The organism is Blastococcus saxobsidens (assembly GCF_002938435.1).
GTDB classification, from domain to species: Bacteria; Actinomycetota; Actinomycetes; order Mycobacteriales; family Geodermatophilaceae; genus Blastococcus; species Blastococcus saxobsidens.
In genome coordinates this window covers 91,756-106,739 of the sequence record NZ_POQT01000003.1, presented here as the reverse complement: position 1 = coordinate 106,739, position 14,984 = coordinate 91,756, and the positions used below count along the sequence as shown (strand labels likewise).

General features: G+C 68.5%; 11 protein-coding genes. 4 read left to right on the top strand and 7 right to left on the bottom strand.

The window, feature by feature from the left end; translation table 11 throughout:
• Positions 1–34 precede the first annotated feature (34 nt).
• The 3 genes from C5507_RS02840 (at position 35) to C5507_RS02830 (ending at position 5,218) form a co-directional block, all read left to right on the top strand.
• Positions 35–1,144, top strand: a complete 1,110-nt coding sequence (locus C5507_RS02840) for a glycosyltransferase family 4 protein (RefSeq protein WP_242611283.1) — start codon at positions 35–37, stop codon at positions 1,142–1,144.
• A gap of 561 nt (positions 1,145–1,705) precedes the next feature.
• The gene (locus C5507_RS02835; protein WP_104527020.1) at positions 1,706–3,055 is read left to right on the top strand and encodes a Wzz/FepE/Etk N-terminal domain-containing protein; all 1,350 of its coding nucleotides are present in this window, start codon (positions 1,706–1,708) and stop codon (positions 3,053–3,055) included.
• A 48-nt stretch (positions 3,056–3,103) separates the two neighbouring features.
• Positions 3,104–5,218, top strand: coding sequence for a DUF7402 domain-containing protein (locus C5507_RS02830; RefSeq protein WP_158657472.1), 2,115 nt, complete (start codon positions 3,104–3,106; stop codon positions 5,216–5,218).
• On the opposite strand, the gene C5507_RS02825 is transcribed toward C5507_RS02830, so the two are convergent.
• The 7 genes from C5507_RS02825 to C5507_RS02795 all read right to left on the bottom strand — a co-directional run bounded on the left by C5507_RS02825 (position 5,209) and on the right by C5507_RS02795 (position 13,889).
• Positions 5,209–6,603 (bottom strand): hypothetical protein, encoded by a 1,395-nt coding sequence (locus C5507_RS02825; RefSeq protein ID WP_104527018.1) that lies wholly within the window; start codon positions 6,601–6,603, stop codon positions 5,209–5,211. The genes C5507_RS02830 and C5507_RS02825 overlap by 10 nt on opposite strands.
• 9 nt (positions 6,604–6,612) lie before the next feature.
• Positions 6,613–7,737 carry a glycosyltransferase gene (locus C5507_RS02820; protein WP_158657471.1) on the bottom strand — a complete coding sequence of 375 codons (1,125 nt, stop codon included), beginning with the start codon at positions 7,735–7,737 and terminating at the stop codon, positions 6,613–6,615.
• A 34-nt stretch (positions 7,738–7,771) separates the two neighbouring features.
• Positions 7,772–8,839, bottom strand: a complete 1,068-nt coding sequence (locus tag C5507_RS02815) for a glycosyltransferase family 4 protein (protein WP_158657470.1) — start codon at positions 8,837–8,839, stop codon at positions 7,772–7,774.
• Between the two features lie 369 nt (positions 8,840–9,208).
• Positions 9,209–10,456: a glycosyltransferase gene (locus C5507_RS02810; protein WP_104527015.1), complete on the bottom strand. Its 1,248-nt coding sequence runs from the start codon at positions 10,454–10,456 to the stop codon at positions 9,209–9,211.
• Positions 10,453–11,187, bottom strand: coding sequence for an HAD family hydrolase (locus tag C5507_RS02805; protein ID WP_104527014.1), 735 nt, complete (start codon positions 11,185–11,187; stop codon positions 10,453–10,455). Before C5507_RS02805 ends, C5507_RS02810 begins: the two co-directional genes overlap by 4 nt.
• A 93-nt stretch (positions 11,188–11,280) precedes the next feature.
• Complete coding sequence (locus C5507_RS02800) at positions 11,281–12,420, bottom strand: glycosyltransferase (RefSeq protein ID WP_242611282.1); 1,140 nt, start codon at positions 12,418–12,420, stop codon at positions 11,281–11,283.
• A 92-nt stretch (positions 12,421–12,512) separates the two neighbouring features.
• A complete protein-coding gene (locus C5507_RS02795) occupies positions 12,513–13,889 on the bottom strand; it encodes an NAD(P)-binding protein (protein WP_104527012.1) in 1,377 nt (458 codons plus the stop codon).
• A gap of 775 nt (positions 13,890–14,664) precedes the next feature.
• Here C5507_RS02795 and C5507_RS22070 point away from each other — a divergent pair.
• Positions 14,665–14,955 carry a hypothetical protein gene (locus C5507_RS22070; RefSeq protein WP_130504310.1) on the top strand — a complete coding sequence of 97 codons (291 nt, stop codon included), beginning with the start codon at positions 14,665–14,667 and terminating at the stop codon, positions 14,953–14,955.
• Positions 14,956–14,984: the final 29 nt, after the last annotated feature.

The window sequence follows — 14,984 nt, the reverse complement described above, 5'->3', positions numbered from 1 at the left end:
ACCGCAGGACAAACCCGCCCCCCGAGGGGGCCGCGTGACCAGTGTGCCGCGGTGGCTGATGATGGCAGGCCACGTCCCGCCGACGTTACGTGGCGGCGGCATCGTTCGCTACACCGTGGAGCTGACCCACGCCCTGGCTCGCCGGGACGACGTCGAGCTACACGTCCTTTCTTCGCCCGCCGCCGCCGATCCGCTGGCCGAGCTGATCGGCAGCGCGGACCGCGTCATCCGACACCCGACGATTTCCGGCGCCCTCCTGCCCATGTGGGAGCGCTTCGCACTCGGACCGAGGCTGGGATCCGCCTTCGACGTCGTCCAAGGCCCCAAGCATTTGCTGCCCCGCACGGTATCGGCGCGGACGGTGCTCACCGTCCACGATCTCTTACTCTTCGACCGTCCGGATGATTACCCACTCGCCAAGCGCACGCTGCTCCGCCGGCCCTACGCCGCATCATTGAGACAGGCGGACGTGCTGGTGTGCGTCAGTGCGGCAACTCGCGACCGTCTGCTGCACTGGGACAGCGGACTGACCGACCGTGCGACCACGGTGCTCTCCGCGACCAGTCCGCATCTGTTGGACAGCCCGCCGACACCCGTCGACGCCCTGGCCCGGCGACCGTTCGCCCTGGTGGTGGGCGATGCCTCGAAGCGCAAGAACGTCTCCGTCGTCGTCTCCGCATGGGCGGAGGTCGTGCGGCGACGTCCGGACGCCGCTCTCGCGCTCGTCGGTCCACCGGCTTGGGGTGCGGAAGCCTACGGACCCGATCATGCCGCCCTGGCCGCATCCGGATCCATCGTTCAGCTGACCGGTATCGACGACGGAATGCTCCGCTGGTGCTATGAGAATTGCGCGGTGGTTCTCGCACCCAGCCTGGTGGAGGGCTTCGGCCTGCCCGCCGTCGAGGCACTGGACCTGGGGGCACCACTGGTGACCTCAATGGACCCGGCATTGGTGGAGGTCAGTGGAGATGCCGCCGAACACCTGCCCGCCGAAGATGTCACCGGGTGGGCGCAGGCCGTGCTGCGCCGACTGGAGAACCCACCGGCCACTGCCCCTCGCCGCAGCGCCCGAACATGGGATGACGTCGCCGCAGAGACCGTCGCCGCGGTCGTCACTGCGCCAGGAGCGCAACAGCAGCCATGACGGGGTTGAGGCTGTCCGACAGGTCGGTGCCCGCGCTCCGGTGCGGCCAGCCTCGCCCCAGCCCGCCAACGGAAACAGAAGGCCCTTGACCAGCCCCATCTCCGAGTACGTCACGGACATAGAATTTCATCCCCGACTATCGGCGAATGCCCCGGAGCGGCCATAAAGGCGCCCATTCTTGAGGGCGCGAATACCGATTCGGGCCATCGCGTCGTCAACCACCGAAGTGACTCTCCCGTCGAAGCCGGCAGTTCAGAGCCGCGCAACGCCTCACGAACTCATTCGACCTTCCCTGCGGTCGGGACCGCGTGTCCCACACCGTTCGGGCTGTTGCATGCTCGCGCGCTGACGGCTAGGCCGACGGCGTCCTATACCTTGCCGATGCGCGCAGGTGGTCGGCCACAACCCCGCTGGCCACCCGGTGCAGACCGACTCGACCACGCTAGCCGTTGGCGACGCCGGGCAGCTCTATGCGAAGGTGCCGAGCGCGGAGGCCTCTGTTGCTACGGTGTGCACTTCCGAGGCCGCACGATGCACCCCTGTCCTTGAAGGAAGTCGCCGGTGATCCTGCACGACTACGTGCGGCTCCTCGCGCACCGATGGTGGCTCGTCGTGAGCTTCATCGCCCTCGGCGCCAGCGCGGCCGTCATCCTCACTCTCACGGCCACGCCCGTGTATTACACACAGGCCACCCTCTACGTAGGCCTGCCAGGTAGTGCGTCAGCCGGGGAACTCCAGCAGGGCAGCGTCTTCACCGTCCAGCGTGTGACAACCTATGCCGGCCTGGCCACCACGGAGACGGTCCTCGATCGTGCCGTCACCCAACTGCGCGACGGAACGAACATCAGGGATCTGCGTCAGGCGATCTCGGCTGTCGCACGCGAGCAGTCGGCTCTGATCGACATCACGGCCACAGGCCGTGATCCGGTCGTCGTCGCGGACCAGGCAAACGCCGTCGCGGGGGCCCTTTCGACCCAAGCGCCGCTGCTCGACTCGCCGGGGGGTACCACGCCCATTCAGCTGACGATCGTTCAGACGGCGGAGGTGCCGGAGAACGCGCTCACCCCTCGACCCGGCAACAACATCGTGATCGGCTCGCTGGTCGGGCTGCTTCTGGGAGTGGGCTTCCTCGTCGTCGCCGACGCGCTGAACACCCGGGTGCGAACCCCCCGCGACCTGCCCCGATCCCCGGTCATCGCAACGATTACGTCCGTGCCGACCAGCCCCACTCGCTTCCGCCGCGGTCCGACGTCGGATCTGCGTTTGGAGTCCTTCAGGAGTCTCCGTGCCAACCTGCAATTCGGGGGCCGGGGCACCGGGGTTGTGGCCGTGGTCGGCGTCAGCGCAGCTGCCGATGCAGCCAAGGTGGCCCGGCAGCTGGGCCGCGCCTTCACAGAAGTCGGGGTACGAGTCGTCGTCGTGGACACCGACTTGCGTCAGGAGAGTCAACGCCCAGAGAAGGCCTCGCGCCCGGGAGCCAAGCAACCGTTGGGCGTCGTAGACGTGCTGGGCAGTGCCGCGCCGCTGGACGCGGTGATCCAGTCAGGGGACCACGGTACCGACGACTTGCTCTGGATACCGGCGGGCACCACTCGCCCCTCGTCGGCGCAGTTGCTGAGCACGCCGGCCACGGCCCAGCTGTTCGCAGACCTCAGGGCACGCTTCGATCTGGTGATCGTGATCTCGCCACCTCTCGTCGAGCGCTCCGAGTCGGTCGTCGTGGCAGCCCTCGCTGATAGCACCCTCGTCGTGGTGGAAGCGGGGAGGACACGCCGCGCCGACGTCTCTCTGGCCCTGGAGCGACTCGCCGGTGTCCGCGTGACCTCGGTGAACGTTGCGATCGACCGTGTCAACGTCTCCGATCTCCGGGTCTGGAATAGTTGGCTCACGGACAGCTCTGCACGGTCCTGAGGGGGGAGGTAGCCGGGGTCGATCTCGGCAGCACGGATGCCCCGTTCCTTGAGCCTGTCGAGCCTGGCCGTTCTGGTCACCTCGCTCATGCTCATCACGTGGGTCGTCGTGACCCCGCCGCCGGAGTCGTCGATCGAGGTCCGGGTCAGCGCATCCTCCACCGCCGCCGGCTACGATCCGATGGCGCTGATCCCGTCGTCCGGTGATGGCTCAGCCCGCCAGCAACTGGATGGGGCCGTCGCCTGGCGCAGCGCCGACGAGACCGTCGGCGCATGGGTGGAGCTGACCACACGCCGTCCCCGAGCCGTGAACCGCCTGTCGCTCGACGGGGTGGCGCAGCCGCTACTGCGTCCGACCTCTGTACTGCTGACCTTCGACGGCGGCAGCCCCTTGCTCGTCACCGCGGATGTCCACGGAGACGCCGAGATCACTTTCTCGCCGCGGACTGCCTCCGCTGTCCGCGTGACCGTCGCGGGGGCCAGTGAGCAATCAACGTCAGTGGGCCTGGCAAGCATTTGGGCCGACTCCTCGGGAACGCCAGATACAACCGTCGATCCTGCCCCGCCCGTGGTGGCAACCGCGTCAAGCACAGGCCGGTCACCCGCTGCTTCTCTCGTGGACGGAAACCTGTCGAGCGGTGACCCCGGCGGCGAGTGGCACGCGGCCGCCGACGACTCGGCACCTTGGGTACAGCTGGCCTGGTCCGCTGCCCATGAGGTGGCCAGCGTGCAGGTGCTGGGCCCCTCGGCTGCCGTGACGGAGTCGGCAGCACAGACGCTGCGCGGTGAACTGCACTTCTCCGACGGCAGCAGCGTGGTGGTCTCGGGTGTGGCGGGCGACGAAGGTCCCACCACGGTCGCGTTCGCCCCTCGGATGAGCAGCTGGGTCCGTCTCGAGCTCGAGCCCGAACCGGATGGTGCGATATCTCTGCGGGAGTTCGTCGCCTACCGCGCCGGCGTGACCCCGCCCACGTGGCCGGAGTTTGCTCCTGGCCGCGGTTACGCCACTGAGGCTCCGGTGGCCGAGCGCTGCGACCAGGCCACCCTGTCGGGCATGGCTGCGCCCGGCAGTCTCAGACTCGTCTGCCCGCCGCCGGGCGCGGCGGTCGAGGGTGTCACGAGGATCGTCGTTGCCGGAACGCCCGGGACGGAGTTACAGGCAGTGGCGTGGTCGGCCGAGGACGCCCAGTCGCTGACGACTCCCCGACCCGTCGCGCTGGTCACCGTGGGCACCAGCGGACACGCGGCTCTCGAGGTGGACATGGCCATGCTTCCTCACGGTCCAGTCACCCTGGAGATCAGCGCCCTCGGCCTCAGTCGGGCATACACGACGCCCCTGTCCGTGCAGCTTTTCAACCGTGCCGGGCTTGTCGTGAAGCAGCCCGACCACGCGCCTCCCGGGATGACGCTGCAGTGGTCCGAAGAGTTCCGAGAACCCCTCTCCGTCAGCGCCTCCGGGCGTGGCGCGCAGTACGCTGCCTCGAAGCCGGAGCCGGGCGGGTCTTCTCAATTCGGCGACGCCGTCTTCGCCGACCCAGCCACGGGGACCCAGACCTTGAGCACGCTGGAGGGCGAATACCTGCGTATCCGGGCGCAGCCGATCGGTGTGGGCGTGACCGCCTCGTGGGGTCAGCAGCATGAATCCGGCTTGCTGTCCTCCTTCCGCGTCGGCGCCTCCGGATTCTCCGCCCAGTACGGCTACTTCGAGGCCCGGCTGATGGGTGCGCCCGGGGCGGGAACGTGGCCAGCGTTCTGGATGCTGAACAGTGAGGCTGCTGCCAGGGACACAGGAACCGCCGCGGAGGTCGACGCGGTGGAGTTGTACGGACACAACCCGCGGGGCAGTTGCCACACCCTGCACAGCTGGAACGACTCCGCGCCCGCGCCCCCTCCCGAGAACGACGGAGCACCAAGGTGCCGCGCGACCAACGGATTCACCGACTGGACGATGACCTGGCACACCTACGGCGTACGCATCGTGCCGGGGGGCGCGATCTTCTTCATCGACGGGCACGAAGTAGGAACCAGATCGGGGCTGATCCACACCGACCAGCCATTCTTCTTCCTGATCAATCTGGCGTTGGGCGGCGGTTGGCCGGTCGACCTCTCGTCGACCCAGGACACGAGCGATCTCTACGTCGACTGGGTGCGGGTCTACACCTGACGGGGGGGCGCGAGAACCGGCCGGGAGTCGGCCTGCGCAGGCAGAACTCCGTCGCCCGGCGGTGAGGTGGGCAGGCTGCCCAGTACGCGACCTCGAGTTCTTCGCGCTACGACGGCGTGGTGCGCGAGGATGCCCAGACACAGCCACGTCAGACCATTGGGATCGTTGAGGTCGGGGCCCGCGATTGCCTTCGTCACGAGGAGAGCCACCAGAGCCCAGATGACGGGTCGCATCTCGGCGAAGTCATAGCCCCGCCGGACGAGGGTCGCGACGACGGCTACGAACAGCACCGTACCGACAACACCGACCGTGCTCAGCAACGTGGCGACGAAGGACGACGGGCGATTGCTGCCGATGCCGACTCCCACGCCCAGGGTCTCCCACGCCAGCCCGAAGGAGTAGCTGTCAGCCCCGGATCGGACGGTGAACGAGTCCGAGACCACCTTGTCGTCGACCACCTGGTTGAAGAGGGTCGCCAGGAGGGGGAGATACCACAGCGCCGCGACGGCGGCCGCCCACGTCAGTGAGAACGACAGCAGCGTCACAGGCCCGCGCCGCAGCACGAGGCGAGCGATGCTGACGCCACCGGCGATCACGAGCACCGCCACCCCGGCGACGACGAAGGTGGCGGATGTGGAGATGAGGCCGAGGTACCCGGCGACCACCATGACGAGAAGAGTTCCCAGCCGTCGTGCTCCGTCGACGTGGCTCAGCCGCGACCAGAGGTAGGCGATAGCCACGAGGCACGTGCCACCCAGGCCTGATGGTTCGGAGAAGATGCCCCGGAAGCGGTCGATGCCGCCGGCCGCTGTGTCGATGTACGCGAAGTTCGGCGCGTTGTCGAAGAAGCCGATCGGAAATGGCAGCCCCAGGGTGCCCAGGTAGGCCCAGAGGGACAAGAGGACCGGGATCCCGACCGCCGTGCCGATGATCTCCGGGCCGGCCCAGCGCGATCGGGACAGGAAGGCGACGACGCAGACGCCGAGCACCAGGTATATCGTCTGCGCGAGATTGGACTGGCTCAGAACGCCCGGGTCGAGCCGTCGGGCTCCCAGCGGACCGAGGACCTCCAGCCCCGTGAACAGGTACGGCGCCAGCAGGGTGACCAGGACCGCCCAGCCGGTGAAGGCCACCAGGAGGTACACACCTGGGGCTGCAGGGTCCGGGATGCGTTCCTGCCGACGGCTTCGAGTGAGCAGACGGACGACGAGGCCGACTGCGGCACCGATGGACACCGCGTAGAACGTCAGGACGACAGTTCCTCCCAGAACGGCCGCTGCGCCCACCGGCGTCGACGCTCCGAGCGCGAGGGCGCGTCCGTACCCCCGGGTGTTCACCATGCCGAAGACGACCACCGCCAGGGTGAGGAGCGTCAAGGAGGTCATGCGTTCACGTCACCCGGCGGCAAGCGCGGTGAGGCGGCCATCAGGACGACTGGTGGCGATCCGGCGGAGTGCGTCGAAGTGGTCCTCGGATGCCGCAGGACGGCTGTAGGCGCTCGCCACTTCCCGCCGGAGCGCCTCGTCCTCCGGGATCCGGGCCCGGCGAACGGCACGCCGGAGCCCCTCGGCCAGAGCTGTGACGTCCTCGACCGGCACCAGGTCGCCGATCCTGGGCGACGAGATGACGTCGGCTGGACCGAATTCGCAGTCGGCGGCGAGCAGCGGCAGCCCGAAGGCGAGCGCCTCCACCAGCACCACGCCGAAGCCTTCCCACCGTGACGGTAGGACGAAGCAGTCGGCTGATCGGTAATAGACGGTGGGATCAGTGGTGTACCCGGCGAAGTCCACGAGATCGTCGATTGCCAGTTCGCGTGCCAGCCGCCGGAGGTCCGACTCGTCCGGACCGGAACCGACCAGGGTCAACCGCACGGCGGGCAGGTCCGTCCGTGCCAACGCCAGCGCCCGGAGCAGGATGTCCTGCCCCTTCTGCCGCGACAACCGCGCCACGGTCAGGAAGTGGAACACGTCCTGCGCCGCCTCCCTGTTCACATCCTCCGGCAGGTCGCGCACCGGATTGCGGACGAAATGGACAGGGGCCGCGCGCGTCACCGCTTGCGCTGCGTGGTCCCGGAGCGAGGGCGACACCGCCAGGATGCCGGCGATCCGCCGGGACACGAGATGCTGGAAGGCGGCGAACGCCAGCCGCGTCCGCCGGGTGCCATCGGCCTCCTCGATCCTGGGGTTCCCGTGCAGATGGGTCACGAAGGCCGGGAGGCGCAATCCCCGTGTAGCCGTCCACGCGATGACGGACGCCTCGACCTGGGGGACGACGAGCACGTCCACGCCGAGAGCGGCCACGTGGCGCCGCAAGGAGCGCACCATGCCCCGCAGCCGCTCCACGTGGAGCACGTGCCGGGTGTACCGCGTGTCCGCGAGCAGAGGCTCGTCATAGCCCGTCGAGAACAGGACGTGCACGTCGAGCACGTCCCCGTGCGCCTCCACGAGGCCGGTGGCGATCTCGTGCACCACGCGTTCGATCCCGGCGAAGTGTGCGGACGGCGGGACGAAGTAGGCCACCCGTACCCGTTCGGCCGGTCCTGTCATGCCGAGATCACCGCACGCTCAGCGGACGACGCGTGAGGAGGGACTCGTACACCCGCTCGTAGTCGGCAGCCATGCGTTCCACGCGGAAGTACTCGGCGCCTTCGCGCGCCCTCCTCTGCCACTCGGCCAGTGCATCGGGATCGGCCATGAGCCGACGCAATGCGGCGGCCATCGCAGGCGGATCCGAGGGAGGCACGAGCTGCCCAGCCTCGCCCTTCCCGAGCAACTCGGGAATCCCCCCGACCGCGGTCCCGACCACGGCACAGCCAGCGGCACGCGCCTCGGCGACCGTGAGAGGGCAGGGATCGGCGAGGGACGCCGTCGCGAAGATGTCCGCCTGCTCAAGCAGCGGGCGCGGCCGGAGCGCTGAGCCCAGGAAATGAACCGACTCCTCGACTCCTAGGTCTGCAGCCAGTGCCTCGAGCCGCTCGCGATCTGCTCCCCAGCCCACCACGTTGAGGTGCCAGTCCGGGAAGTCGCCGGCGAGGCGTGCGAACGCCGCGATGACGTCCCCCACCGCCTTACGGCGGTGCAAGCCGGAGAGGGTCATCACACAGGGCCTCGCCAGCGGAGGCAGTTGCTCGGCCTCGCCCTCCTCCTCGCGAGGGGAACCGTCGGCACCGTTGAGCACGGTGACCACCTTGGACGGCCGGTAGCCACGGGACAGGAGCAGCGAGCGCTCCGCCTCGCTGACCGCGACGACGACCTTGCCCAGACGCATGAGCACGGAGTGCTTCTCGAACGAGTTGTGCATCGTCGTCAGCATGGGTATCCGAAGCAGCTTCGACACGCCGAACCCCAAGACCGCAGAGGTCATCATGTGCGCGTGGATGACGTCGGGCCGGGTCCTTCGATTAAGGGAGAGCAATGCCGCTCCACTCCGCGCGGCACCCTGGACGCCCTCAGCCGGCGGGAGCGTCGCCACCTCGACACCGTGCCGTGTCAGGAGCTCGTCGAACGTGCCACCCGCGCTGCCGAAGACGACAGTGTGCCCCTCGTCCGCCTGCCGGCACGCGAGGTCGACTGCCACGTGCACGTGGCCGTTGCCACGCACGCTGTGCTTGAGCAGGTGCATGATTTTCACGGAGCCACCCATGATCGTCGCGGCCCACCCCACGTCCGCGGTGGACGACCGTCGACCGCATCCTCGCATGTCTGAGGCGCGGTCCGGCATCGTGCTGAGCCCGCCTGGCCGATGCGGCCCGGTCGGACGTTCCACCGCCGCTCGTCAACCGTGTGACCGCCGGTGGGCGTGGCCGCACTGAGGCGGCGCCAGAGCGGGGTGGCGGATCGACGCATGGGCCCCTCGCCACCATGACCCCCAGGCGTCACGGGGGCGGGCCGTCCGACAGGCGGCACACCAAGGCCGATGTCCCGACCTCAGGCCTCGTTCCCTGCCTGCGCTCAGTCCGGCATGATCTCACCAGAGGCTTTCCACCTCCGGTCACTGCTGCAGCGGCTCTCCCGGCCCCGTCCGACGGCCACGACGCACCATCCGCCGCGCCAACCGGGCCGCATGGGCCGCTTCCAGTGCCAGCAGCAGCGGAGCCCGGAACGGCGACCCACTTCGCGCCACCTCACCCTCTCGCCACATGGGATTGCCGCGCAGAGCCGCGACGACAGAGTGCACCGTGGGTTGATCCCAGGTCGCGGCGCGGCCGAAATCGTGGGACCTCGTGCCCACTGCTAGGACGTCGCCGTCCTCCCTGTGCGGCCACACGACGATCCTCCGGTATCGCCGCCATGCTCGATCAGCATCAGCACTGATCTGCTCGGCCGGCCCCGGGCCGAGCCCGTCGAGGTAGTGCAGGACGCCGGCAAAGGCGCTTTCCGGGGCAGGCTCCACACGGTCCGGCCAACCGGTCACCTCCAGGTTGGACCGAACCCTCCCGTCCTCGGTCACGAAGGTACGGACGCTTGGCAGGTCTGGCTCGAAGAGCCACTCGATGTAGTGCCAGTACCGCAGGACCGCCGTACGAGCACGGATCGGTGAGTAGTCGAAGGCTTCGACGGAGAGTCCGAAGGTGCGCGGGTCGACCCCGGCGATCTTCGGCCGCAACGACCGCACCATCAGCGCGCAGCTGATGTTGAGATCCGGCAACCCCTCCGCGAGGAGGTCCTGCGTCGTCCCGAAGAGCCCGGTGTCGACCAGCACAGCGGTCCGTCGGTCACCGAGTACCTCGCGCAGGTGCCGGGTGAAGAGCTGCGCCTGCTCAGCGAGAGCAGTTGCTCCCGCTGCTCCGTGCGGCTGCCGGAGGAGTTCGAGCAAGCCCGCTGGGGTGAAGTCGGCATTCCAGCGCTGATCACCCTGCTCCGGCGAGACCCCGGTCACGGCGCGGAAGACGTCGGCGATGGTGCCCCGGCGGAACTCCGTGGTCAACGCGGCCGTGGCCGCGGGCAGCAGTGTGGGCAGCCCCTCCTCGAGGGAACGTTGGAGCGTCGGCCGCACCGCAACCAGGCGCGACACCATCAGCGGGCTGATCCGGACCGCCGACGGCAGGGCCGTCGCCTGCAGGAAGCGTTCATAAGCCAGCTGCATCCGCAGCCCACCGCGTGCACAGAAGAGCAGCGCTGCGTCATCGGGTCGCTCGAACAACGAAGTGACCGACCAGAGACGGAGGCAGAACTCCGCGACGACCGGACCCAGGATCTCTTCGCCGAACTGGCGAACGTTGAGGGCTCGCCGGCTCAACGCAGTCTGCGCAATCGGGAGGGCATGCCCAGGACACGGCCCGTTGTGGCGACGGCGCGGTAGGCACCTCCGCGAGGCAGGTGGATCGGGACCCAGGAGGCCGCCCGCGCCCGTACGACATCGGCCGGGTGGTCGTCGCCCACGTGGAGGATCCGGGACACTGGCACGGCCTCGGCCTCGGCGACCAGGTCGAAGATCCCGCCAGCGTGCTTGGTGCGGCCGAGGTCAGCGCTCGAGTAGACGGCGTCGATCGGCGCATCCCCGACCACAGCGTTCAGGATCCTGCGGAGTTCCCTACCGGAGTAGTAGGTGTCGGACACCGCGACCACCCGAGCCCCCGCCGTTCGGGCTCGGCGAAGGACGGCGGTCAGGCGGCGGTTGGCCCGCAGATGCTCGATGTCGACCGAGACCTCCGTGTCGAGCAGGACAGCGGCGGCCCGGTCGTCGAGTCCCATGGCCGAAGCCATCGTGCGGCAGATCGCCTGCAGGGTCGCTTCGCCACCCGGTCGCTCCATCGCCACGGCGCGATACGCGCTGTCATGACAGGTCCAGCGGAGTTTGACCACGACGTCGGGATCCACCCCGAGCAGCACCCCGGCGCGCCGGGCCGCCTTGGCGAGCCGCTGCGTCTCGGTCGTGTGATCGCGGAGAAGCACCGTGTCGAACAGGTCCGTGGACACGACGGGATTCGGCGTGGACGCTATGGCCTGCGACAGCGCAGCGAGCGACATTCACTCCCCTTCAGCACTGTTGCAGTAGACCCAGCAGCTGCGCGCGGGGCGAACACCCCCGCGTCGGACATGATCGTGACATACCGACCCGGCCTACCCCGGGCGTCGTAGGGCCCGGACACCAGCGGCCACGCGGTCTGTGACCCGAGCGACATCCCGCCGGTAGCGGAGTCGTACCAGGTTCTCAGCCATCCCCCGGGGTGCGAGCAGAGTTGCCAGAGACCAGAGGAGGATCTGGACTCGGGCGCCCAGCGACTCGGGACCGGGGTGGACCGGACAGAGGACGGCGTCGCGAAGCAGACGCCACCGCGATTCGTCCGGAAGAGCTCGTACATCGGGCACCATCCGGTGAGCGGCAACCCTCAGCTGGAGCAGTTCCCGACTCCGGGACAACGCCCGCTCATCCGCCGCGGTACCCATGACCCGGTTCGCGTACAGCCGCCGCTGACGCGCCCGCTCGACCGCCTTGGGGAAGCGGCGGAAATCGGCGACCATGTCGCTCACGTTCGCACCATGAACTCGATATCCGACGAGCGGCTGGGCGATAGTGACGACGTCACCCAGGAAGGGGGCTGCGGCCAGGCACGCCGAGTCGGTGGCGGCCCCGCAGCTGTCGTCGAGCGGGAAGATGCGTTCCAGGAACTCCCTGGAGTACACGTTTCCCGAGCCGGGCGGTGTGGGGTAGGCCGACGTGCGCTGAGCCCAGTGCCGGATCTGCTCAGGGGTCGGTTCGTGGCGGAAGGTCGGGAAGACGCCTCCCGCCGGGCGCCCGTCCTCGTCGATGCGTTGCATCTGGACCTGGACCTTGCTGATGCCGGGATGCCACACACGGGCCACTTCCCGGGCCAGCGACGGGAAGAGGACGTCGTCGGAGTCGAGGTGGATGACGACGTCCCCGGTGGTCAGCTCGAAGCCGCGGTTGCGCGCGACCCGCTGCGTCGCGTTCTCCTGGTACACAGCGGTGACCCGATCGCGGTACCGGTCGATGACCTCGCGGGAGTCGTCGGTAGAGCCGTCGTCGACCACGATGACCTCGACGTCGTCCCACTCGAGTGCCAGGGCGCTCTCGATGGCCTGACCGACGTATCGGCCGTAGTTGTAGTTGGCGATGACTACGCTGATCCGCCCGATGGGAGCCTCCCCCGGGAGAGACGCCCTTGATCCGGTGCCGCCGGATGCGTCAGGCCCCCCATGACCCCCTGTGCCAAGGCGCTGGTCAGGCGTCTTACTCACACCGTGCTCCCGTGGTCGCGTCCGGAGATGATCTTGCCTGGTCAGGCGCGAGGGCGCCAACCCCTTGCCCACCATGGGTGACCACCCTGGCCTCACCGTGCGCCGAGAATGCGTTCCGCCTCTCGGGTGGACACCCGGGCGGTCGGCTGGTACTGGAAAGCACCTTGCCGGCCGAAGGACTCCAGGCCGAACTCTCGTAGGCGAGCGATATTCCGCTTCGATCGTTCACCTGCGCCCGCCGTGTATATCGGATAGGCGTGCTCGAGGACATGGCTGCCCTCCAGGCTGAGCTGCCCGACGAGGAGCCCGTTGTCAGCCGTGTGCTGCCGGAAGTCCTGGTCCGCCTGCTCGGTCGACCGCCCGATATGATCCCCGATCACCTCGACAGTGAAGAACTCGCGCCCGCCCGCCCGCCCGTAGAAGTCCGAATGGACGGTCAGACGCTTCCACGCCCCACCGTGCGAGAAGTTGTAGAGGATCGGGTCGGAGAAGCCTCGTCGCCCGTCGAAGCTGTAGAAGAGGCTGATGAGGGTCACGGTCGGGAGCTGTTCATCGGACGACGCGCCGATGAGGTCCAAGGCCCGGTCCAGCGGGATCGTGGACAGGACGCGACGCGACCGGATGACCCGGCCGCCGATGTCGAGTCGGAAGAGGGCACCTTCTCTGCTCAGCCGATCGGCACGTGCCCCGAACGCGAACTCCACCCCGCGGGTCTCGAGCCGCTCCACGGCCGGCCTGTACAGGTGCGCGAAGCCCTCAGGCGGCCGGGCGAGCTGCTGGTTGCGCCGCTCATCACCCGGTGGTGCGCTGCCAGCTCGGCCTGACCGACGACTCCGCCAGGCATGCAGGACCCGCCGGCCGAGCGAGGCGGCCGTGGCGTGCTCGGCGATCCACATCATGCGCTGCTCGGCGAACTGGAGCTCGATGCGCTCCGGCGGCAGCCCGCAGAACCTAGTCATGTAGCTCTCCAGGCCGGACCGGCGAAGCAACCGGGGGCCGATCCACCGGCGTGCGAAGTCCCGCGCGTTTCTCGGGTGCCGGTACCGGAGCCGACCAGCCACTGCGGAGAGCACCAGCCGGGCGCACTCGAACGGCCCTGCAGAGAGAAAGTCGTCCCGGTAGGAGAATGGGTACTCGGTCACCCGTCCCTGCGGGTTGAGACGTGACCATCGAGGGTCGATCGCGACGTATCTGGAGAGCAGTTCGGGAAAGTGCTGGAGCAGCGGCGAATCGTCCTGGAAGATCAAGCTTCCGACGTCGAAGGTGTACGGGCCGTACGTGAAGTCGAGGTGGTTGCCTCCAGCGCTCCGGTACTCGTCGACGACGAGAATCCTCGAGTTGCCCTGATCGACCAAGATCGACGCGGACACCAGCCCGCTGATCCCGGCTCCGAGAACGATCGCGTCTAAGGGCTCCACCTCGTCGCCGTGACTCCCGCCTGCGGGAGGCGATTCATCAGCGTCAGCCATGGCGTCCTCCCAACGCAGACGGCAGGTCGACGGTAGTCCAGAGCAGTCGATGACACAGTGCATCCACGATCAGGGGGCCCTACTGGCGACCGCGCCTTCCACGGCTCCGGCAGGCTCTGCCCTGAAGACTCCCTCCATACTGGAACGGCGGAGCACCTTTCCGGCGCACGAGACCGACGCTGCCCAGGGCACCCCAAGCCGGTAGACCGATCACGGTCTCTGCACGGGGCGGCACCTGGGGCCGAGGCGTCACCACGTGGCCCGCAAGAGCGCCGGCCGATGACTGCTCAGCCGGTCCTATCCGCAATCTCCCTTTTCAGCAGGTCGATGCGCTCGATGCCGCACTCCTGGCAATACGCATCCCCCGGCCTAACAGGTACTCACGCCCATCCGTGCGGCGCCTCGCGGGGGTAGTCCAAGACGCCGGTCTGCGTCGTGCCGGAGGAAGAGTACTCGAGCGAGACCCCGGTTCCTGCATCAGACCGATCGCGTTGACGACCACACAGTCGGCCCCGGCAAAGCGCTGCGCCATGAGCTCCGCGGTCGACTGCATGATCTCGAAGGCGTCCACGCAAGCAGCGGGGGCTCGCCCGAGAACCGGTGCCGGCCAATCCCCGACCTTGGCGCCCATATCGAAGGCGCACCGCAGACCGGCCGAACCCAGGCGGTCGACGAGCCACACCTCTCCATCGGTGTCGCACTGCAATCGACGTTCTCGTACATTTCCGCGAAAGGTGAGCCTCCACGCCGCGCCCTGCGGAACGGGATTGCGGCGGTGACCGACGACCAGCGCCCCCTGATCACACGTTTCATGAGTCAGCTTCCGTCGGAATCGGCGATTTCTCGCACTCTGCCGTTCCGGGTGCCGGGTGGCAACGGCTCTCATCTGCGGGCACACCACATCCGTGCGAACGGCCCGTCGGTACGAGCACGTCGAATGTCGGGCGACGGGCAGCACGGCCATGCTGTCTGCAACCTGTCGTCCCAGCGCTGGCCGCTGCCGAGGCCCTCGCACGACGTCGGGTCGACGACGACGGTCAGCGACCTCGCTGACCCCGTGGACTGAGCCTGACACGCGCGCAGGCGCCGAGGCCC

What these genes read in the sequence shown, in the direction of transcription:
- C5507_RS02805 (WP_104527014.1), bottom strand. Translation starts at nt 11,187, where the DNA reads ATGTCGCTCGCTGCGCTGTCGCAGGCCATAGCGTCCACGCCGAATCCC.
- C5507_RS02815 (WP_158657470.1), bottom strand. Translation starts at nt 8,839, where the DNA reads ATGCACCTGCTCAAGCACAGCGTGCGTGGCAACGGCCACGTGCACGTG.
- C5507_RS02795 (WP_104527012.1), bottom strand. Translation starts at nt 13,889, where the DNA reads ATGGCTGACGCTGATGAATCGCCTCCCGCAGGCGGGAGTCACGGCGAC.
- C5507_RS02825 (WP_104527018.1), bottom strand. Translation starts at nt 6,603, where the DNA reads ATGACCTCCTTGACGCTCCTCACCCTGGCGGTGGTCGTCTTCGGCATG.